A 20,079-nucleotide genomic window follows, 5' to 3' on the forward strand; every position below is an offset into this window, starting at 1 on the left:
TACGTGGCTTAGGTAAATCTGCACTTTTCGGAGAACACTCTTGCAGTTGTTGGAATTGATAGAAAAAACCGTGAATGGTACCGGATACGATCTGGTGGATTTTGAGCGGGCAGAGCGTGGCTTGTTCAGGGTGTACATTGACTATCTGCCTGCTGATCTGGAAAAAGGCAATATTACAGTCGAAGACTGTGAGAAAGTCAGTCACCAGTTGTCGCACGTATTAACGGTTGAAAATGTGCTCTACGAGCGCTTGGAGATATCCTCTCCTGGCTTGGACCGTCCGCTCAAGAAATTGGCAGATTTTACGCGCTTTGCAGGTGAGAAAGCGACAATTAAATTACGTTTGCCTATGGCGGGTGCGGCAAATCGCAAAACATTTGAAGGCGTATTGCACGAGCCTGAAGGTGATACGTTGAAGTTGGAATTTGAAGGTAAAGACGGGGCGGCAATGCTGGAGTTTACGCTCGCCGATGTGGATAAGGCACGTTTGGTGCCACAAGTGGATTTTAGGAGTCGCAAAGCATGAGTCGCGAAGTTTTACTATTAGTTGATGTGCTGGCGCGTGAAAAAAACGTCGATGAAGATATCGTTTTTGGTGCGCTGGAACATGCTTTGGCACAGGCCACAAAGAAGCGTTACGAAGGCGAAGTTGATATTCGCGTAGAAATTGATCGCGATACTGGTGAGTACAAGTCTTATCGTCGCTGGCGCGTTGTTCCGGATGATGCGGGTTTGCAATTGCCGGACCAGGAAATTTTGCATTTCGAGGCAGTTGAGCAGTATCCGGATATTGAAGTCGATGAGTGCATTGAAGAGCCGATCGAGTCCGTTGAGTTGGGTCGTCGTTTTGCGCAAGATACGAAACAAGTTGTATTGCAGCGTATCCGTGATGCCGAGCGTGAGCAAATTTTGGCTGATTTCCTGGAGCGTGGTGATTCCCTGGTCACAGGTACCATTAAGCGCATGGAACGTGGCGAAGCTGTGGTGGAGTCCGGTAAGATTGAAGCCCGCCTGCCTCGTGATCAGATGATTCCTAAAGAAAATCTGCGTGTCGGTGATCGCGTTCGTGCTTATATTTTGCGTATTGATCGCAATGCCCGTGGTCCGCAAGTCATCCTGTCCCGTACAGCACCAGAGTTCATCATGAAATTGTTTGAACTCGAAGTGCCGGAAATTGAACAAGGCTCACTGGTTATTAAATCTGCTGCACGTGATCCCGGCGTACGTGCCAAAATTGCTGTTTACACTAGCGACAAGCGTATTGATCCTATTGGTACTTGCGTCGGTATGCGTGGCTCACGTGTGCAGGCTGTAACTGGTGAGTTGGGCGGCGAACGTGTAGACATCGTTTTGTGGTCTGAAGACCCGGCACAATTCGTGATCGGTGCTCTGGCTCCCGCGAATGTTTCTTCTATCATGGTTGATGAAGAGAAACATGGTATGGACGTGGTTGTTGATGAAGAGAATCTGGCGATTGCAATTGGTCGCAGTGGTCAAAACGTACGCCTAGCGGCTGAGCTGACTGGCTGGCAAATCAACATTATGACAGCAGAAGAGTCTGCAAATAAAGCTGAGCAGGAAACTGCTGGTATTCGTGCTTTGTTCATGGAAAAACTTGACGTGGATCAAGAAGTCGCCGACATCCTGGTTGATGAGGGTTTTTCCAGTCTGGAAGAAATTGCTTACGTGCCGATCAGCGAAATGCTGGAAATTGACGCCTTCGATGAAGATACCGTCAACGAGCTGCGTAATCGTGCCAGAGATGCCTTGCTGACTGAGGCTATCGCTTCTGAAGAAGGTGTTGAGGGTGTAGAAGATGCGCTGATTAATCTCGAGGGTATGACTCGTGTGATCGCTGGCAAGTTAGGTCTGGCTGGTATCAAGACGCTGGATGCTTTTGGCGGCTTGGCGTATGACGAATTTGGAGCGATTTTGGCCTTGTCTGCTGAACGTGCGCGCCAATTGATTAAAGATGCATTTGAAGATGTGACTGATGATGAGATGAAGCTCATCGACGCTAAATATGATGATCATGCGAAGGCTTTGTTGGCCGCAGCGTGGAAACTCGTAGAAGCAAAATAATTCCGAGTTAATGATCATTAAAGCGTTTTATCAGGCGCACATAGAAAAAGAGGACTGAATGGCGAGTAACAATGTAGCCCAATTTGCCACCGAGCTGAAGATGTCAGCGGATTTGCTGCTCACGCAATTGCGTGCCGCAGGCGTCAGTAAAAACTCGACGTCCGATGCGCTGTCAAAAGAAGATAAAGATCGATTGCTAGAACATCTGCGTCGCTCTCACGGTGTAGCTGCGGACGCAGACAAGAAAAAAATCACTCTGACACGCAAAGAAACAACTGAAATCAAGCAGGCAGATGCCACAGGCAAGTCACGTACGATTCAGGTTGAAGTTCGCAAAAAACGCACTTTTGTCAAACGTGATGAAACTGCCGCTGAAGAGCCGGTTCGCGCAGCTGCATCTATTGTCGTTGATCCTGTTGAGATCGCACGTCATGAAGAAGAAGCTCGTAAAGAGGCGGAAATAATTGCTCAGCAAGAAGCTGAACTGATTAAGAAGCAAGAGCATCTGGCTAAGCTAGAAGCAGAAAAAGAAGCTCAGGCTCAAGCATTGCGTGAAGCTGAACTGGCAGCAGAAGCCGCTGCTAAAGCCGAAGCTGAAAAGCTAAAGGCAGAGCAGGCTAGCAAGGTAGTTGCAAAAGCAGCGCCTGAAGCAGCGGTCGTCGTTCCTTCAACACCTGAAGAAGATAAAAAGCGTGTAATCGCTGACGATAGTAAAAAGAAAGCGGTCGCTGATGCAAAAGAAGCAGCAGAGCGCGCAGCAGTAACAGAGATTGCCAGAAAAAAAGTGGCAGATGAAGTTGCACAAATCAAAGAAATGATGAGTGCTGCCCGCCGACCTGTGAAAGCGCCTGAACCGGTTGTTGCGCCTAAAGTTGCCGAAGGCACTTTGCACAAGCCTGCAGATAAAAAAGTCGGTGAGAAAAAACCAGCGACGGATAAGAAAGATGAGAAAAAGCCAGCAGTTGTGGCTGATAAGAAATCGATCAAGTCTGCGAACGTTTCTTCGACATGGCAAGAAGATGCTAAAAAGCGTGGTACTGGTATCAAAACCCGTGGCGATACGTCCGGTGGACGTGATGGCTGGAAGGGCGGTCCTAAAGGCCGTCGTTCACATCAGAACGATGACCGTGAAACCAATTTCCAGGCGCCTGTTGAGGCCATCGTCAAAGATGTTTTTGTTCCTGAGACACTGACAGTTGCTGAACTCGCGCACAAGATGTCGGTTAAAGCTTCTGAAGTGATTAAGCATCTGATGAAGTTAGGTCAGATGTGTACGATCAATCAGGTTCTCGATCAGGAAACAGCAATGATTCTGGTTGAAGAAATGGGACATAAAGCTTTCGCTGCGAAACTTGATGATCCTGAGGCGATGTTGACGGATACGGCCGAGCACGCTGATTACGAATCTACTCCGCGCGCACCTGTCGTGACAGTTATGGGTCACGTCGATCACGGTAAAACATCTTTACTCGATTACATCCGTCGCGCTAAAGTGGCTTCTGGTGAAGCTGGTGGTATTACGCAGCATATCGGTGCGTATCACGTTGAAACACCACGCGGCATGATCACTTTCCTTGACACCCCAGGTCACGAAGCCTTTACGGCAATGCGTGCTCGTGGTGCGAAGGCAACGGATATTGTCATTCTGGTTGTCGCTGCGGACGACGGTGTGATGCCGCAAACGAAAGAGGCGATTGCACATGCGAAAGCTGCAGGCGTACCGCTGGTCGTTGCAATTAATAAAGTTGATAAGCCAGGCGCAAACACTGATCGTGTAACGCAAGAGTTGATTGCCGAGAGTGTTGTTCCTGAAGAATACGGTGGTGATTCTCCATTCGTTCCTGTGTCTGCAAAAACAGGTCAAGGAATTGATGCCTTGCTGGAGCAGGTATTGTTGCAAGCGGAAGTGTTGGAGCTGAAAGCGCCGGTTGACGCACCAGCTAAAGGTTTGGTTGTTGAGTCCCGTCTTGATAAGGGGCGCGGTACTGTTGCAACAATTCTGGTTCAGTCCGGCACATTGAAGCGCGGTGATGTGGTGCTGGCAGGTTCTTCCTACGGTCGTGTTCGTGCGATGCTAGATGAAAATGGTAAGAGCATCACTGAGGCAGGTCCGTCTATTCCTGTAGAGATCCAAGGTTTGACGGAAGTACCGTCTGCCGGTGAAGAAGTTATGGTCATGACTGACGAACGCAAAGCGCGTGAAATCGCTTTGTTCCGTCAAGGTAAATTCCGTGACGTCAAACTCGCTAAACAGCAAGCCGCTAAACTGGAAAACATGTTTGAAAACATGGGTGAAGGCGAGGTCAAAAACTTGCCTATCATTGTCAAGACCGACGTTCAGGGTTCGCAAGAAGCTTTGGTTCAATCTTTGCAGAAATTGTCTACCAACGAAGTCCGGGTACAAGTTGTGCACGCGGCAGTGGGTGGTATTTCAGAGAACGACGTCAATCTGGCGGTGGCCTCCAAAGCGGTCATCATCGGCTTTAATACACGTGCTGATGCGTCAGCACGTAAGCTGGCCGAGTCCAATGGCGTTGACATCCGTTACTACAACATCATTTACGATGCTGTTGATGAAGTTAAAGCGGCATTGTCAGGCATGCTGGCACCAGAAAAACGCGAAACGATCATTGGTATGGTGGAGGTTAAGCAAGTATTCCTGGTCAGCAAGGTTGGCGCGATCGCAGGTTGCTTGGTAATCGATGGCGTCATCAAACGTACTTCTTCCGTACGTCTGTTGCGCAACAATGTGGTGACTTGGACGGGTGAACTGGATTCTCTGAAGCGCTACAAAGATGATGCGAAAGAAGTTCGTGCAGGTATGGAGTGTGGTCTGTCATTGAAGAACTACAATGAAATTCAGGTCGGCGATCAATTAGAAATTTTTGAAATCCAGGAAATCGCACGTACTTTGTAATTGATGCCGGAAACAAGTATTTATTGAAGTAACGATTGAAGTAATAAGGCGGGGTGGGCATTGATGTTTGTGTGGAGCCAGAGTGTTTAACTGGTGAATCACGGACCAAATGTCCACCTTGCGCATTTAGGTTTTATGGCAAAACATAGTAAAAATATTCCCGGACGCGGGCTGCGGGTTGCAGACCAGATTCAGCGTGATCTGGCGGAAATCATCTGGTCAGAATTAAAGGATCCGCGCGTTGGCATGATCACGCTGACGGAGATTCAATTGACGCCGGATTATGCGCATGCGAAAGTGTTTTTCACGACACTGGCAGATGATGCAGCTGCGATCAAAAATACACTTGATGGCCTGTCAAAAGCGGCTGGATTCTTGCGCAATCAATTAGGCTTGCGTTTGCATATCCACACACTGCCGCAATTACACTTTGTGCACGACACGTCGACCATGCGTGGTATCGCCATGTCTAAATTAATCGACGAGGCTAACGCTACGCGTGCAAAAGACGACGGCGAAGAATAACGCTCCTGCCTGTCTATAAAGTCAGAACTCGTTCACATAACGGGTTCTGCTGAAGTTCCCTCCTGATATTGTCTATGAATAATCCCGTTAAGAAGCGTATTCGTGTTCCTGTGCATGGCGTTTTGTTGCTGGATAAGCCTGTGGGTTTGTCGAGCAATGATGCTCTGATTAAAGCCAAGCGCTTATTCAATGCACAAAAGGCGGGGCACACCGGAACTCTGGATCCTTTCGCTACCGGCCTATTACCTTTGTGTTTCGGTGAGGCGACTAAGTTTTCACAAGACTTGCTGGAGGCGGATAAAACTTATCAGACTATCGTACATCTTGGTATCAGCACGACAACGGGTGATACTGAGGGCGAGGTTATTGAGACATCTTCTGTCTCGATTAGTGAGCAGCAGATCCAGCATGTGCTGGAGCAATTTCGCGGTGATATTCAACAAGTGCCGCCGATGTATTCGGCGCTTAAGCGTGATGGTAAACCTTTGTATGAATATGCGCGCGCCGGTATCACACTTGAACGTGAAGCAAGAGCCGTAAGCATTCATTTGCTGGAACTGATCAGCTATGAAGCACCGTTCCTGACCTTAAATGTTCGTTGTAGCAAAGGAACCTATATTCGAGTGTTGGGAGAGGATATTGGTAAAGCACTTGGCTGTGGCGCGCACTTGCAAGCCCTGCGTCGCACGCATGTTGGTCATCTGGTGCTGGAGAAATCGATTACGCTTGATGTACTGATGGAGATGCACGAAGCATCACGCTTTTCTTTGCTGGCTCCCGTTGATGCATTATTGTCGAGTTTTCCTAAAATCGAATTAGGCGATGAACTTGCGAAAAGATTCCTGCAAGGCCAGCGACTGGCTTTGGGTAAAGAAGACATTATAGTGCCTGCCAACATCGGCCGTGTCCGTGTATACCGTCAGGCTGACCAGCAACTCCTTGGCTCAGCCCAATTGCAGGAGTACGCGATACTCGCGCCAGAGCGACTGATCTCCACCAGTTCTGATGTTTAATTCGTAGAAGTCTTTCAAACTTGCAATTTAGCTCGGAAAATTGCATGAAATTGTCATCAACGCGTAGTAACTCCTTGAAATAATGGGAGTTTTGCGTAATATTGGAATGTTGTGCAGTACAGCATGCTATAATCTTGGGTTACCCGAATTTCCCTATTCTTTTTCGCTATCATGTCAAATACAAAACGCGCTATCCGCAACATCGCCATTATCGCTCACGTCGATCACGGCAAAACTACACTGGTTGACCAATTGCTGCGTCAATCCGGTACTTTCCGCGACAATCAGCAAGTTGATAATCGCGTCATGGACTCCAATGATATTGAAAAAGAACGTGGTATCACGATTCTTTCTAAAAACTGCGCCGTTGAATACAAAGGTACGCACATCAACATCGTTGATACTCCAGGTCATGCGGATTTCGGTGGTGAAGTAGAGCGTGTATTGTCCATGGTTGACAGTGTATTGTTGCTGGTTGACGCCCAAGAAGGTCCGATGCCACAAACGCGTTTCGTAACGCGTAAAGCTCTGGCTTTAGGTTTGAAGCCTATCGTTGTTGTGAATAAGATTGACCGTGAAAACGCGGATCCGCAAAAAGCTGTTAATGCGACATTTGAATTGTTCGACAAACTCGGCGCGACCGATGAACAGTTGGATTTCCCTATTGTTTACGCTTCTGGTTTCAAAGGCTACGCTGGTTTGGAAGATACAGTGCGCGATGGCAATATGGAGCCACTGTTCGACGCTATCCTGAAGCACGTTCCTGCGCGTGAAGATGATCCAAATGGCCCATTGCAATTGCAAATCACGTCACTGGAATACTCCTCTTACGTCGGCAAGATTGGTGTTGGTCGTATCCTGCGCGGTCGCGTTAAGGCGCTGCAAGATGTCGTGTGGATGAATGGCCCGGATGACAAGCCAACCAAGGCTCGTATCAACCAAGTGCTGACGTTCAAAGGCTTGGATCGCGTTCAGGTTGACGAAGCACTGGCTGGCGATATCGTGCTGATCAATGGTATTGAAGAAATCAGCATCGGCTCCACCATTTGCGCACCGGATACACCGGAAGGCTTGCCAATGTTGAAGATCGATGAACCGACATTGACGATGAACTTCATGGTGAATAACTCACCATTGGCTGGTCGTGAAGGTAAGTTTGTGACAACACGTCAGATTCGTGATCGCTTAGATCGTGAATTGAAATCGAACATGGCTTTGCGTGTAGTGCAGGCTGAAAATGATGATTCGACTTATGAAGTGTCTGGTCGCGGTGAATTGCATTTGACGATCTTGATCGAAAACATGCGTCGCGAAGGTTTTGAACTGGCGGTTTCCCGTCCACGCGTTGTCTTCAAAATGGTGGATGGAGTGCGTCACGAGCCGTATGAAAACTTGACAGTTGACGTTGAAGAAAATAACCAAGGCGGCGTGATGGAAGAACTCGGTCGTCGCCGTGGTGATTTGCAAAACATGGAACCGGACGGCAAAGGTCGCGTACGTTTGGAATACCGTATTCCAGCGCGTGGCTTGATCGGTTTCCAAGGCGAATTTATGACTTTGACACGTGGTACTGGCTTAATGAGCCACGTGTTTGATGAATACGCACCTGTAGATAACACTAAAGGTGAGTTGGCTGGTCGTCGTAATGGTGTATTGATTTCCCAAGATGACGGCGCTGCTGTTGCTTACGCGATTTGGAAATTGCAAGATCGCGGCCGTATGTTCGTGGTTCATAACGACCCAGTATATGAAGGTATGATCATTGGTATCCACTCTCGTGACAATGACTTAGTTGTGAACCCAATTAAAGGTAAACAATTAACGAACGTGCGTTCTTCTGGTACAGACGAAGCGGTACGCTTGGTTCCACCGATCCAAATGAGTTTGGAATATGCGGTCGAATTTATTGAGGATGATGAATTGGTCGAAGTAACACCGAAGAGCATCCGTTTGCGTAAGCGCTTCTTGAAAGAACATGAGCGTAAGCGCGCTTCTCGCGACGTAGCGTAATTGCTTTTGTAATCGCTCTTTAGTACGATGCGGCCTAATTCCGCGTCGTACTGAATCAACCCGTTTCGCTCTTGCCTACGCAAGCAGTCAAACGGGTTTTTTATTTGGATAAGTATGATGAACAACATGAGTCATCGCCGTGCGGTGATCCTGATGATTTGCGCGGCAACTTTATGGAGTATCGCAGGGGTATTGACACGACATCTTGATGGTGCCCGCGATTTTGAAGTGACTTTCTGGCGCAGTTTTTTTGCCGCCTTATTTGTCGCAGTCGCCATGCTGAGGCAATATAAAAAAGCCTTCATTCCCCGTCTGAGATTGCTTGGCAAGATAGGATTGCTATCCGGATGCATGTGGGCGACGATGTATAGCTGCTTCATGATTGCAATTACCATGACGACGGTTGCCAACACCTCAATCATGGAAAGTCTGTCACCCTTATTTACCGCTTTTCTGGCATGGCTGATACTGCGCCAGCGTATCCCTGGCAGAACCTGGCTCGCTATTGCTGCTGCCTGTGCCGGTATATGCTGGATGTTCGCAGGAAGTATTTCGCAGGTTGATCAGCGTGGTTTGCTCGGCATGCTGATTGGGCTTGGCGTACCAATTGCTGCCTCAGTCAATGTGATTTTGTTGAAAAAGGGCGGGCATACGGTTGATCTGATCCCCGCCGTATTCATGGGTGGATCTATCTCTGCTCTCATGATGCTGCCGTTTGCTTTGCCGTTTCAGGCGTCCTTGCATGACATTACTATTTTGGCGATTCTCGGTTTTTTTCAATTGGGATTTCCTTGCATGCTGATGGTACGCGCTTCGACGAGTCTGAGCGCACCGGAGATTGCTTTGCTGTCTTTACTTGAGGTCTTGCTGGCGCCGATATGGGCGTGGCTTGGTGCTGGCGAGGTGCCTGCTCAGGCGACACTGGTCGGCGGTGCCATCGTATTGCTTGCTTTGGTATTCAACGAATTGGCGGCGATGCGGGCGGATTGATGCAGATCAAATAGTCTGCGTTTACATTTGTCGATGCGGGGTAGTCAGTTATAGAATCGCGAACATTTTTCTTTTCGGATTGCCCTGCCATGCATCAAGCCTCCTCACTCAACGCACCTGAACTTCTTTTACCCGCCGGATCGCTGGAAAAAATGCACACCGCATTCGACTTCGGTGCGGATGCCGTTTATGCCGGTCAGCCACGTTATAGCTTGCGCGCTCGTAACAACGAATTTTCCACACTCGATATTCTTCAACAAGGCATTAGCGGTGCGCATGCACGTGGCAAACAGTTTTTCGTTGCCAGTAATATTTTTCCGCACAATGCCAAACTCAAAACCTATCTGAACGACATGGCTCCCGTGATCGCGATGAAACCAGATGCGCTGATCATGGCAGATCCTGGCCTGATCATGATGGTGCGTGAAAAGTGGCCTGAAGTGAATATTCATTTATCCGTGCAAGCCAATGCAACCAATTGGGCTGACGTCAAGTTCTGGCACAAGATGGGACTTACTCGCGTGATTTTGTCGCGTGAATTGTCACTAGATGAAATCGAAGAGATTCGTCAACGCTGTCCTGAAATGGAACTGGAAGTATTTGTCCACGGGGCTTTATGCATTGCGTATTCCGGGCGTTGTCTTTTGTCAGGATATTTTAATCACCGCGACCCGAACCAAGGAACTTGTACGAACTCTTGTCGCTGGGATTACAAGGTGGAGAACGCACAGGAAAACGAGACAGGTGATCTTGCGCGTGCAGGTAAGGAGATGCCGTTACAAACCATACCGTTCAACTATCAGCAAGCGCTGGAGGAGGCAAATCAATCCTTTTCCGCGATGGGCGATATGCAGCGGCATCCGCTGGCAGATCGTCCGTATTTGATAGAAGAGACTAGTAAGCCAGGTCAGTTCATGCCCATACTCGAGGACGAACATGGAACCTACATCATGAACTCAAAAGACTTGCGCGCAGTTGAACATGTCGAGCGTCTGGCACGGATCGGTGTGGATTCTTTAAAAGTTGAGGGACGTACAAAATCACTGTATTACGTTGCCCGAACTGCGCAGGTTTATCGTCGAGCGATTGATGATGCGGTAGCTGGTCGGCCTTTTAATGAGCAGTTATTGGGTGAACTAAACGGGCTGGCAAATCGTGGTTATACCGACGGTTTTTATCAGCGCCATCACACGCAAGAGCATCAAAACTACATGGAAGGTGTGTCGAAAGCGCACCGCAGCCAATACGTAGGACGCGTCTTATCTATACAGGATGGCTGGGCAGACGTAGAGGTAAAAAATCGCTTCGCGGTCGGAGATCAGATCGAGATCATTCATCCCTCAGGTAACCAGATTGTTGCGTTGTCGGCGATGACCTCCATGGCCCATGCGCCGATGCAAGTCGTAGCCGGTGCGGGTCATACAGTCAGAATTCCTTGCGATCAACGGTTTGACCAGGCACTGCTGGCAAAGATGCTTTGATGCTGTCTTACATAATAACTAAAATGCATACGCTTGCTTGGATGGGTTCATGGTTCATGATCATGGCCTATCATCTGGTATCAGCCTGTTGATGAATGAGATGTGATTGCAGAACTCGCGGTGGAACTTAGCTTGTTTGTGTTTTCTGCTGTGGTAGCTTTTACCAAACTAGTCGGAAAAAATCGGTCGCGTAGTTTCATGAACGGTGTTTCTACCACACTAAATAACAAGTAGCCACCCAGCAAACTAGCGACAAACATGATGCTAATGCCGCTAGCACTGGTTACAGACACGCCCTGATGAGTCAAGGGCGAAATCAGCACATTCATCAAGGGTTTATGCGCCAGATAGAGCGCATATGACCACATTGCAAGTTGTGCCGCACCCGGAATGCGCCACTGGTATAACCATGAATTCGGGCTCAGTGCAGCCATCGTCAGCAAGGCAAAACTGATCGCCAGCAAGCTATAACCAAACGCCGTAGTGAACCACAAAAAACCTTGGCCATCCACATAGCTGTAATTGACAAACAGAGAGAAGCTCAACAGACACAATGCAAGCCCGCTGAGCAATGTGGTTTGTCCATGCGCCTGTACGCGTTGCCATGTTGCAAGATGGAAGTTCTTCAGCATCGCCAGCGCCACACCTGGTAATAATTCATCAAAGCGGCACAGGCTGGAATAATAAATCGTTACGTAATATAAAGTTCCATCACTACCGACATCACGCCACATCCAGCTGCGTAACAACACCGCAGCGCACATCAGGCTAATCAACACTATCCAGCCAGCCTTCACTGATTTACCGAGACGATGCACCAGCAGGGCAAGTGCTGGCAATACGAGGTAAAACTGTTCTTCAATACAAAGTGACCATGCGTGAGAAAACGCCGAGCCGGGGCGTAAATTAAAATTCTGTGTGAAGCTCAAAAATTTCCATAAAGGTGTTATTGGATTACCGCCGACGACCAGAGGGAACAAAAAATAAATAGCCAGAATCACGTAAAAATTCGGCAGCGTCCGCAAGGCGCGCCGGATATAAAATTTCTTCAACGAGAACGAACGATCTGACTGCATCGCAGAAAAAATCTGATTGCCGATCAGGTAGCCGCTCAATACAAAAAATAAATCCACGCCAGCCCAGCCTATTTCACTCAATATTCCAAAACTCGCTTCATGACTCACAAACACCATGTAGTGATACATCAGCACCAGCAAAATCGCACTGGCGCGCAGAGTGTCCAGGCCGTTAATACGGTGGGAGAGGGTGGTTTTTGTCATGGGAGCGTACAGAGAAAAGTCAGTCGAAACGGTAAGGTAAAACGGATGAACAGCGTAACAGTAAGCAGCTGAAAATTGGCGACAGCGGCAAATTATTTTTATCGTGGAAGCCTTCTCTTTGCGTGAAATAAATCTGGGAGCTTTTAAAAAATCTTGAATCAATATTTTATGGAACGGTTACCCGGGTCTTTTCTTTGTGTCTCTGTGATGAGAGGTCTTAGTTTTTGCGTAAGTCCTATCGATAGGTTTTTTAACTTGGATATTTTTAGAATTTTTCATTTGCATACACGAATAAAAATGCGGCTGTCAGCATGATTTCATGCCAGCAGCCGCATGGTGTATGCGGATTGGGGGTGTAGATTCCGTATTTGAATTAACGCATTTGCTATTACGCTTTCAATACATCGGCAATCGCGCCGAACAATGTGTCGATCTGCGCAGGCATGATGATCAGTGGCGGTGACAGCGCGATGATGTCGCCGGTCGTCCGAATCAACACGCCTTTTTCCCAAAAGCATTTCAGGAATACGTCAAACGCCCTGGTACCGACTTTGCCGGGAATACTCTCAAGCTCAATGCCGCAGACCAGACCCAGATTACGGATATCTTTGACATAGGGCAGGCCTTGCAAACTGTGCGCCGCTTGCTCGAAATGACTGGCGTTCGACGCGGCGCGATCGAATAATTTTTCTTCCTGATAAACATCAATCGTCGCAATTGCGGCGGCGCAGGCGAGGGGATGTGCAGTATAGGTATAGCCGTGGAAGAACTCGATGCTGTTTTCCGGTGCGGCACTCATGAAGGCATCATGGATCGCTTGTTTCACGATCACCGCACCCATCGGTACGGCAGCGTTGGTCAGGCCTTTGGCGCAGACGATCATGTCAGGTATGACACCAAAATAGTCTGCAGCAAACGGCGTCCCCAGACGACCGAATCCGGTAATGACTTCATCAAAAATCAGTAAGATGCCGTACTTGTCGCAGATGGCACGGAGTTTTTGCAGATAGCCTTTGGGCGGCAAAATGACACCTGTCGACCCCTGTAGCGGTTCTACAATGACCGCCGCTACAGTGGAGGGGTCATGCAAGGCGAGCAGTCGTTGTTCCAGTTCATCCGCCATTTCGGCGCCGTGCTCAGGCAGACCGCGGCTGAAGGCATTTTTTGCAATATTCAGCGGATGGCGCAGATGATCGACAGCGGGTAGTGCAGGCCCAAAATGCTTGCGATTACCTGCAATGCCACCGACCGAAATGCCGCCAAAACCGACACCGTGATAGCCGCGTTCGCGCCCGATCAGGCGATGCCGCATACCATCTCCGCGTACCCGGTGATATGCCAGGGCGATCTTCAGCGCGGTATCAACGCCTTCAGATCCGTCATTGCAGAAGAACACGCGGTTCAATCCCTCGGGCGCTATGGATACGAGTTTGCTGGCCGCCTCAAACGCTAGCGGATGTCCCATCTGGAAGGTCGGTGCAAAATCCATGCGTGCCGCCTGTTGCTGGATCGCGCTGACAATTTTTGTATGACCATGCCCGGCATTGACACACCATAGTCCTGCGGTGCCATCCAGAATCTGACGGCCATCATCCGTTGTGTAATACATGCCTTCCGCAGCCACCATCAGGCGCGGTTTGTTCTTGAACTGGCGATTAGCAGAAAACGGCATCCAAAAATGCTCGGTGTTCAGCGGTGTAGTCATGATTCTGGTCCTTAGGAGATTGGCGAGAAACTGCTGGCGGCTCTTGATTGTGGCACTACCAGTCAGCTTACTCAAGAGTTCGCCGGATTTAATTTGGTAATGACGTGTATCAGTGCCGCTGCTTTTGATTTGCCGTATTGCGTCCATGCGTGCGCCAACGAACAGAACAGAAAGTCACCAGCGCGCATTCTGATCCTGCACAGTCAACAGCAGAGTTGCTCCGACTATAGATAAGAAAGAGGTCCCGTATGAATATCATTAAATGTGTCGATAAAGCCTATGAAAAATTAAACTTCATCGAACTTGCCGATGCGCCAGTCAGCGCGTTGCAAGGCGTCAGTGCCAAGGATGCCGAGGTATTAAACAAGGCTTTTCACGTCAAGACAATCCGCGATTTCGGCATGCTGAAATTCGTTAAATGGGCTGCCGCCATCGCGACTCTGGCGGAACAGGTGGAGAGCGAGGAGGATAAAGCCAAAGAGACCTTACTCGACGATGCGCTGGAAATGTCTTTTCCGTCGAGTGATCCTATCTCCGTCAATTCCGGTATTACCCGGATCGAAGTCGCGCCAGAGATGGTTGAGGCCAGTAGCGATCATCAAAATAGTATGGCGATAGAACCACCGAATAAAAGCTAGCAGGCCTGGTATTGCAGATGTAGTGAAAACGTACATAGGTTCCAAGATGCCCAAAGCTTGAGATGGGTACAGTAGGATATGTAGACTTTTTCAGCGTGAGATTTGTAGTGTAATTAACAGCGCCTCTGACTATACTTACCCTAGTATAATCAGAGGCGCCTTTATTTAGTTACGGAATTAGGGGTAAATTATTAAAAAATAGGGGAGTATATGATTTTCCTCCCTTTTTATCTCAGGGATTATTAACCGAATGAGTTCTTGGTTTATTTCCCGCCTTATTTCACGCTTTATTTTCCGCTTTATTTTCCATTCACTTATCCCTGTCCCGGTCTGAGCGTATTTTTTTACGATGCTTTGCATCACTCGCTTAATAATTCCGCTACAGATTGCAAACCATCGATACGCTCGGATACGACACGTACCGCGACAATAATCGGCACGCCGAGTAGCAGACCCCAGATTCCCCATAACCAGCCCCAGAATAATAAGCCTATGAACACGGCTGCCGCATTCATTTTGGCGATCTTGCCCGTCATCCAAGTCGTGATAAATGTCCCGACCAGCACGGATACAGCCAGAGATGAGCCAGCGACCAGCATGGCTTGCGACAGCGATCCGAATTGCATGAACGCCGTAGCACCGACCGCCACGGTAATGATGATCTGACCAAAATACGGAATGATATGCAAACAGCCTGCCGCCACCGCCCATGCGCCCGCATTCTCCAGCCCAATCAGACGAAATACCACCCATAGCAGCAAAGCGAGTAGCAGATTGGTCACCAGGAGCATGAACATATAACTCTGGATCGACTTGTTGATGTCATCGAGAATATGGACAGTGATTTTTTTTGAGGATAAAGAGGGGCCGGTGATTTTGACGAGTTTTCGTTTAAAACTATCGCCTGACAGTAAAAGAAAAAATACCAGAAAAATTACCATCATCAATTGACCCAATGCACCTGCCGCACCCATCGAACCAGCCCATAGCCAATCCTGCACCTTGAATGCCGGACGCGCCACAATCACCGTGGCGGGCTGACGTACGCCTGGGCGTGCACCGCTGTTGGTCTGGCTGGTCGCTTTTTCAATCTCAGTCGCTATAGCCTGCATCTGTTGCATCGTGGTTGGCTGATCATCCTGCGTTTTCGTAATGGCTTGTGATATCTGGTGAGCGGCATCAGGTAGTCGCACCAGAATAGAATTAAATTCCGCACGAAGCGAGTTCGCCACCAGTCCGCTACCGCCGAGTATCGCGATCATGACCAGAGCGACACCGGCAGCGCGTGGAATCCGTATGTGCTCAAGCCAGACCACGACAGGATTAAGTGTGTAAGAAATCAGTATGCTGAATATGAGGGGAATAAAAAAATGCTGAGCTGACTGCAGAGCGAACACAAATGCGACTGTCGCCAGAATAGCCAGTGCCAGACCGCGAGCGTTCACCGGAATATGAATATGTCCGCCTTTGGTGCTTAATGGCGTATTGGATGTCTCAGGCATGTCTAGCACCCCTGATACTTTTGATGATTCCGTCGCTTCCAGTGCTTCCGCCGTTTGTGCTACGGACGTATCCTCCGATGCAGAGGGCGTTCTGGATGAAGTGGGTAATCTCGTTTCTTCCTGAGCAGGGGTGGTCATTTTTATTGTCCTGTTATTTTTATTATGTGCGATGTCTGGTCGTCAAACCGATCGCCAAATAGGAAGCGGACATTGTGTATAAGCTGATGGGATAAGACACCCAGTACTTGATGTCTTATCCGACCTTGTTGCCACAATGCCCGCTTGTTCTGCTCCGATGCGCTACGGCTAAAAATAGCTCATAGGTCCATCGGTATTCAGCTATCCTCACTTATCCCCGGGTAGAGGTGGAGGGTATGCTGTTATTTGATCCGCATATCGTTTTTAACGGATTTCACCCCTTTGATATTACGGGTGATTTCTACCGCTTTATCAATATCCGGCTGTGAGCTGACAAAGCCGCTCAACTGCACAACACCTTTGAATGACTCAACATTGATTTCACGGGATTTCAACATTGGTTCATTCAAGATCGCTGCTTTGACTTTGGTGGTGATGACGGTATCGTCAACATATTCGCCAGCACCTTCAGATTTTGGTGTCGAGGCGCAACCTACGACGCTGATCAGCATAAAAGAGAGGAGGGCGGTTGCTATACGTTGTGGAATGTTCATGATAATAATCTTTCATAATTGAGTGAATTATTCTGTTTTGAGTTCGTACTGAGATAAGTCTGGACGAACCCGTCACGGAGGTAATGCATTTGAAACGCTACTGCTGATACCTGTATTCATTACCCATGGATTCATATGAATGCACATAAGTGAACTGAAGCGAACCCATGTGTACAAAAAACAGGAGAGGACAAGTGCTGTTATTTACCGAATTGTGCTTTGGCCGTAGCGACACAACTATCTTTCGTCGCGCCAGCTAAGGCATCACATTTTTCAATCGCGACTTTATAGTTCGCTTCTACTTTGTCGTCGCGGGCATCGGTACGAGCTGCAACCACTTTTTTGTCTGCCTTAGCATCTGCTTTCGCAGCGATCATTGCGGCTTTAGCTTCTTTGATGCAGACATCTTTGACATTGCCTGTACTCGCATTGCACTTGGTTTTTGCGACATCGTAGTCAGCATTTGCCATCGCCTTGCGGGCATCGGTACGCGCACTGTTCGTATTTTTATACTCGGCTTCTGCTTTGGCTTTCGTATGCTTTTGCATCGATTCTGCTTCTGCTACGCAGACATCTTTAGGGTTGCCGGCTTGCGTATTACATTTTTCGCGTGCTACTTTGTAGTCAGCTTCCGCTGATTCTTTTGCAGCTTTATATGTGGCTTTTGCTTCGTCTGTTGCTGCATTGGCGTAGGTGCTGCACGCGATTGTGGCTGTGCCGATCAGGACTGTTGCAATGATGTTGTTGAGTGTAGTAATTTTCATGTTGTACCTTGTAAGTGATGTAGCTTTACCTGTGAATAAAAAATTTGAATGAAAAAAATTAAATATCAGGAAGAACGACTTTCTTTTAAAAACTTCTGAAAAGCGGCGACCTGTTTTTCCGCTTCATCCCTGTCTATTCCATAAGACTCTTGAATCGAGCCAAGTAACTGATCGCGCTTGCCTGCAATCACATCTATATGGTCATTCGTCAGCTTGCCCCATTGCGCTTTAATATGACCTTTGTATTGCAGCCAGTTTCCTTCGATTACGTCCCAGTTCATTATCATCTCCTTGTTAAGCAATTCATCCTGCCAAAGTGGCGGTGGCATCGCAGTAATTCTTCAATATGGATACAGAATGCTTCTCGTTTTTCTTTGAATACCTGATGTGGCAGCTGCTTCTTTTTACCAGTTACAACACCCATGGCAATTCGTACTAGCCCGATTTGAAGACAAACATTTATCTGTTTCAATGAGTTCACTTTACGTTGCAGGCGATCACTGTTCTGTTCGTTGACGCACATTCGATGATTTAAATTTTAAAAAATCTACACTCCGCGGCCACTAATCAGGCGTAACAAAATCATGATGACGGCAACCACAAGCAGGATGTGGATGAAGCCGCCTATGGTGTAAGACGTGACTAAACCGAGTAGCCATAAGACGAGTAAAACGACAGCGATGGTATAGAGCATGATGTTTTCCTTATTGGAATGAATGGATGAGTCATCTCGATATCAGGTCAGGATCCGCGGAATACCTATTCAGTTCCAGTGACATCGTGAATCTGAGTATCCAAGGATTCACAACAGAGTTCTGTGCGCTGACGTACACAATGTTATGGGTATTGAATGGCAATTACTAAGACATTCACCTAGCACTGAGTTGGTATTGAAAGGACGATGAAATAGAAAAAGCCCTTGCCTGACTGAAGTCAGATAAGGGCAATTGTGATGCCGGTGGTGTTGGCAATATCGGCGGTGCTACCGATATCAGTGATCAGTAACGATGCGAACTATTTCTTTGGATTGACCTGATTACCGATTACGCCGCCGACAGCCGCGCCACCGACGGTGCCGACTGCACTACCACCAGTGAGTACGGCACCGACTACGGCACCTGCACCCGCACCAACGGCGGTATTTTTATCTTTCGTAGACATGTTAGAACAAGCACTCATACTGATTGCGAGTGTAATTGCTGCTGATATCGTGATGATTTGATTAAAGTTAGTCATTGTGACTCCTTAGTTTGAACGAATTAGTGATTTTTGCTTAATCGCTGATCCTGCATCGCTCCGAATTGCTGATCTGGAGCAGCTTGCGGTCTACGGGATTTATTTCAAGCGCATATCATTTTTAACAGCGGTGACGCCGCTGACGCCGCGCGCCAATCTGATTGCCGTGGCAATGTTGTCCTCTGAACGTACGAAGCCGCTTAGTTGGACCACGCCCTTGTAGGTTTCGACATTGATTTCATTCACCTTCAATGTTGGCTCATTTAAGATCGACGCCTTCACTGCGCTCGTGATGACGGTGTCGTCTACATACTGACCTGTGCTTTCCTGTTGTGGCGTTGCGGCACAGCCGGCCAAGCCTGTGAGCATCAGGGTAGCGATCAATGCAGAGACGGCGCTAATATTTTTCATGATAAAAATCCTTCAGAGAGAGTAAGTTGATGAGAGTAATTTGGTAAACGATCTGATGAGATGACTTGATTCAGCGAAATGACGAAACATAGTCGTTACATCGCTGTCACAGATCGATATGCAGCGAAGCGATGAATCTAGAATGAGGCATAGATGACATTGGTTCTGTACGCCAACGCACACACGCTCGTTTTATGTTGTAGTCGATCTGGCTGTTATTCTGTTATTCCAGTGTTGTCATCGTCTTTTTGCCGATCAGAGTTTTGATCATTTGCAGTTGCTCTTCCTGGATGACGAGTAATTCATTCCATTGAACGTCGCGCAGTAAATCGATTTTTTCATGTAGCAGCATGATTTCCAATTCGGCTTTCAGATTGACTTCATAATCATGTTCGGCATCAAGCCGGTCTTTTTCGGCATGGCGATTTTGCGACATCAGAATGATCGGTGCCTGAATGGATGCCAGCATCGATAAAAACAGGTTGAGCAGGATGTAGGGGTAGGGGTCAAAACCATTTTGGTATCTGATCAGGATAAAGGAATTCAGCACCACCCAGATCACCATCACTGCACCAAAAATACTGATGAAAGTCCAGGATCCGCCAAATTTCGCTACCGCATCGGCGGCACGCTGACCTCGTGTGGTCTCGCCCTCAAATTGCTGCGTTGTATCCATCGCGATATGTTTACGTTCGGCGACATGACGAGTGACTTTTTGACTACGCTCATCTAGCTCTGAGTAGGATTTTCCTAATAATTTTTTCGCAATTTCGTCTAATTTTTGCATGACAACTCACCTTGGACTGTATTGGTTCAGATGCAGGATTGTAGGA

Annotated in this window: 19 protein-coding genes; 9 read left to right on the forward strand and 10 right to left on the reverse strand. The window is 48.0% G+C overall.

What is annotated here, in order from left to right; all coding sequences use genetic code 11:
* The first annotated feature begins 40 nt into the window (after window positions 1–40).
* From rimP to yegQ, 8 genes are all read left to right on the forward strand, one after another.
* Complete coding sequence (rimP, locus tag ACO0K3_RS00280; RefSeq protein WP_422980843.1) at window positions 41–526, forward strand: ribosome maturation factor RimP; 486 nt, start codon at window positions 41–43, stop codon at window positions 524–526.
* On the forward strand, window positions 523–2,082 hold the full coding sequence (gene nusA, locus ACO0K3_RS00285; protein ID WP_422960671.1) for a transcription termination factor NusA: 1,560 nt from the start codon (window positions 523–525) through the stop codon (window positions 2,080–2,082). Before rimP ends, nusA begins: the two co-directional genes overlap by 4 nt.
* Window positions 2,083–2,140: 58 nt before the next feature.
* Window positions 2,141–4,999, forward strand: a complete 2,859-nt coding sequence (gene infB, locus ACO0K3_RS00290) for a translation initiation factor IF-2 (protein ID WP_422980845.1) — start codon at window positions 2,141–2,143, stop codon at window positions 4,997–4,999.
* A gap of 135 nt (window positions 5,000–5,134) precedes the next feature.
* A complete protein-coding gene (gene rbfA / locus ACO0K3_RS00295) occupies window positions 5,135–5,524 on the forward strand; it encodes a 30S ribosome-binding factor RbfA (RefSeq protein ID WP_422980847.1) in 390 nt (129 codons plus the stop codon).
* 74 nt (window positions 5,525–5,598) lie between these two features.
* Complete coding sequence (truB, locus tag ACO0K3_RS00300) at window positions 5,599–6,537, forward strand: tRNA pseudouridine(55) synthase TruB (protein WP_422980849.1); 939 nt, start codon at window positions 5,599–5,601, stop codon at window positions 6,535–6,537.
* 171 nt (window positions 6,538–6,708) lie between these two features.
* The gene (gene typA, locus ACO0K3_RS00305; RefSeq protein ID WP_422980851.1) at window positions 6,709–8,547 is read left to right on the forward strand and encodes a translational GTPase TypA; all 1,839 of its coding nucleotides are present in this window, start codon (window positions 6,709–6,711) and stop codon (window positions 8,545–8,547) included.
* Between the two features lie 126 nt (window positions 8,548–8,673).
* Complete coding sequence (locus ACO0K3_RS00310; protein ID WP_422980853.1) at window positions 8,674–9,537, forward strand: DMT family transporter; 864 nt, start codon at window positions 8,674–8,676, stop codon at window positions 9,535–9,537.
* Window positions 9,538–9,626: 89 nt separating this feature from the next.
* The gene (gene yegQ / locus ACO0K3_RS00315) at window positions 9,627–11,018 is read left to right on the forward strand and encodes a tRNA 5-hydroxyuridine modification protein YegQ (protein ID WP_422980855.1); all 1,392 of its coding nucleotides are present in this window, start codon (window positions 9,627–9,629) and stop codon (window positions 11,016–11,018) included.
* Between the two features lie 80 nt (window positions 11,019–11,098).
* Here the strand turns inward: yegQ and ACO0K3_RS00320 are convergent, their stop codons facing one another.
* A complete protein-coding gene (locus tag ACO0K3_RS00320; protein WP_422980857.1) occupies window positions 11,099–12,298 on the reverse strand; it encodes an acyltransferase family protein in 1,200 nt (399 codons plus the stop codon).
* 388 nt (window positions 12,299–12,686) lie between these two features.
* Window positions 12,687–14,003, reverse strand: coding sequence for an aspartate aminotransferase family protein (locus ACO0K3_RS00325; protein WP_422980859.1), 1,317 nt, complete (start codon window positions 14,001–14,003; stop codon window positions 12,687–12,689).
* Between the two features lie 248 nt (window positions 14,004–14,251).
* Here ACO0K3_RS00325 and ACO0K3_RS00330 point away from each other — a divergent pair, with 248 nt between their 5' ends.
* On the forward strand, window positions 14,252–14,641 hold the full coding sequence (locus ACO0K3_RS00330) for a hypothetical protein (RefSeq protein ID WP_422980861.1): 390 nt from the start codon (window positions 14,252–14,254) through the stop codon (window positions 14,639–14,641).
* Between the two features lie 359 nt (window positions 14,642–15,000).
* Here ACO0K3_RS00330 and ACO0K3_RS00335 read toward each other — a convergent pair whose 3' ends face one another.
* The 8 genes from ACO0K3_RS00335 to ACO0K3_RS00370 form a co-directional block, all read right to left on the reverse strand.
* Window positions 15,001–16,281, reverse strand: a complete 1,281-nt coding sequence (locus tag ACO0K3_RS00335; protein WP_422980863.1) for an AI-2E family transporter — start codon at window positions 16,279–16,281, stop codon at window positions 15,001–15,003.
* A 242-nt stretch (window positions 16,282–16,523) separates the two neighbouring features.
* Window positions 16,524–16,835, reverse strand: coding sequence for a BON domain-containing protein (locus tag ACO0K3_RS00340; RefSeq protein WP_422980865.1), 312 nt, complete (start codon window positions 16,833–16,835; stop codon window positions 16,524–16,526).
* A 200-nt stretch (window positions 16,836–17,035) separates the two neighbouring features.
* Complete coding sequence (locus ACO0K3_RS00345; protein ID WP_422980867.1) at window positions 17,036–17,599, reverse strand: hypothetical protein; 564 nt, start codon at window positions 17,597–17,599, stop codon at window positions 17,036–17,038.
* Window positions 17,600–17,664: 65 nt separating this feature from the next.
* Window positions 17,665–17,880: a CsbD family protein gene (locus ACO0K3_RS00350; RefSeq protein WP_422980869.1), complete on the reverse strand. Its 216-nt coding sequence runs from the start codon at window positions 17,878–17,880 to the stop codon at window positions 17,665–17,667.
* A 266-nt stretch (window positions 17,881–18,146) separates the two neighbouring features.
* Complete coding sequence (locus ACO0K3_RS00355; RefSeq protein ID WP_262836753.1) at window positions 18,147–18,293, reverse strand: lmo0937 family membrane protein; 147 nt, start codon at window positions 18,291–18,293, stop codon at window positions 18,147–18,149.
* Between the two features lie 320 nt (window positions 18,294–18,613).
* The gene (osmB, locus tag ACO0K3_RS00360; RefSeq protein WP_422980871.1) at window positions 18,614–18,835 is read right to left on the reverse strand and encodes an osmotically-inducible lipoprotein OsmB; all 222 of its coding nucleotides are present in this window, start codon (window positions 18,833–18,835) and stop codon (window positions 18,614–18,616) included.
* Between the two features lie 99 nt (window positions 18,836–18,934).
* Window positions 18,935–19,246: a BON domain-containing protein gene (locus ACO0K3_RS00365; RefSeq protein WP_422980873.1), complete on the reverse strand. Its 312-nt coding sequence runs from the start codon at window positions 19,244–19,246 to the stop codon at window positions 18,935–18,937.
* Between the two features lie 223 nt (window positions 19,247–19,469).
* Window positions 19,470–20,033 (reverse strand): DUF1003 domain-containing protein, encoded by a 564-nt coding sequence (locus ACO0K3_RS00370; protein ID WP_422980875.1) that lies wholly within the window; start codon window positions 20,031–20,033, stop codon window positions 19,470–19,472.
* Between the last annotated feature and the right edge of the window lie 46 nt (window positions 20,034–20,079).

Source organism: Undibacterium sp. Rencai35W, assembly GCF_049340185.1.
In the GTDB taxonomy this organism is placed as follows: domain Bacteria; phylum Pseudomonadota; class Gammaproteobacteria; order Burkholderiales; family Burkholderiaceae_D; genus Undibacterium.

Coding starts and splice junctions, on each gene's coding strand:
- nusA (WP_422960671.1), top strand. CDS start 523: ATGAGTCGCGAAGTTTTACTATTAGTTGATGTGCTGGCGCGTGAAAAA.
- osmB (WP_422980871.1), bottom strand. CDS start 18,835: ATGACTAACTTTAATCAAATCATCACGATATCAGCAGCAATTACACTC.
- ACO0K3_RS00365 (WP_422980873.1), bottom strand. CDS start 19,246: ATGAAAAATATTAGCGCCGTCTCTGCATTGATCGCTACCCTGATGCTC.
- typA (WP_422980851.1), top strand. CDS start 6,709: ATGTCAAATACAAAACGCGCTATCCGCAACATCGCCATTATCGCTCAC.
- ACO0K3_RS00310 (WP_422980853.1), top strand. CDS start 8,674: ATGAGTCATCGCCGTGCGGTGATCCTGATGATTTGCGCGGCAACTTTA.
- rbfA (WP_422980847.1), top strand. CDS start 5,135: ATGGCAAAACATAGTAAAAATATTCCCGGACGCGGGCTGCGGGTTGCA.
- truB (WP_422980849.1), top strand. CDS start 5,599: ATGAATAATCCCGTTAAGAAGCGTATTCGTGTTCCTGTGCATGGCGTT.
- ACO0K3_RS00350 (WP_422980869.1), bottom strand. CDS start 17,880: ATGAACTGGGACGTAATCGAAGGAAACTGGCTGCAATACAAAGGTCAT.
- ACO0K3_RS00325 (WP_422980859.1), bottom strand. CDS start 14,003: ATGACTACACCGCTGAACACCGAGCATTTTTGGATGCCGTTTTCTGCT.
- ACO0K3_RS00320 (WP_422980857.1), bottom strand. CDS start 12,298: ATGACAAAAACCACCCTCTCCCACCGTATTAACGGCCTGGACACTCTG.
- ACO0K3_RS00345 (WP_422980867.1), bottom strand. CDS start 17,599: ATGAAAATTACTACACTCAACAACATCATTGCAACAGTCCTGATCGGC.
- ACO0K3_RS00340 (WP_422980865.1), bottom strand. CDS start 16,835: ATGAACATTCCACAACGTATAGCAACCGCCCTCCTCTCTTTTATGCTG.
- ACO0K3_RS00355 (WP_262836753.1), bottom strand. CDS start 18,293: ATGCTCTATACCATCGCTGTCGTTTTACTCGTCTTATGGCTACTCGGT.
- ACO0K3_RS00335 (WP_422980863.1), bottom strand. CDS start 16,281: ATGACCACCCCTGCTCAGGAAGAAACGAGATTACCCACTTCATCCAGA.
- ACO0K3_RS00370 (WP_422980875.1), bottom strand. CDS start 20,033: ATGCAAAAATTAGACGAAATTGCGAAAAAATTATTAGGAAAATCCTAC.
- ACO0K3_RS00330 (WP_422980861.1), top strand. CDS start 14,252: ATGAATATCATTAAATGTGTCGATAAAGCCTATGAAAAATTAAACTTC.
- infB (WP_422980845.1), top strand. CDS start 2,141: ATGGCGAGTAACAATGTAGCCCAATTTGCCACCGAGCTGAAGATGTCA.
- yegQ (WP_422980855.1), top strand. CDS start 9,627: ATGCATCAAGCCTCCTCACTCAACGCACCTGAACTTCTTTTACCCGCC.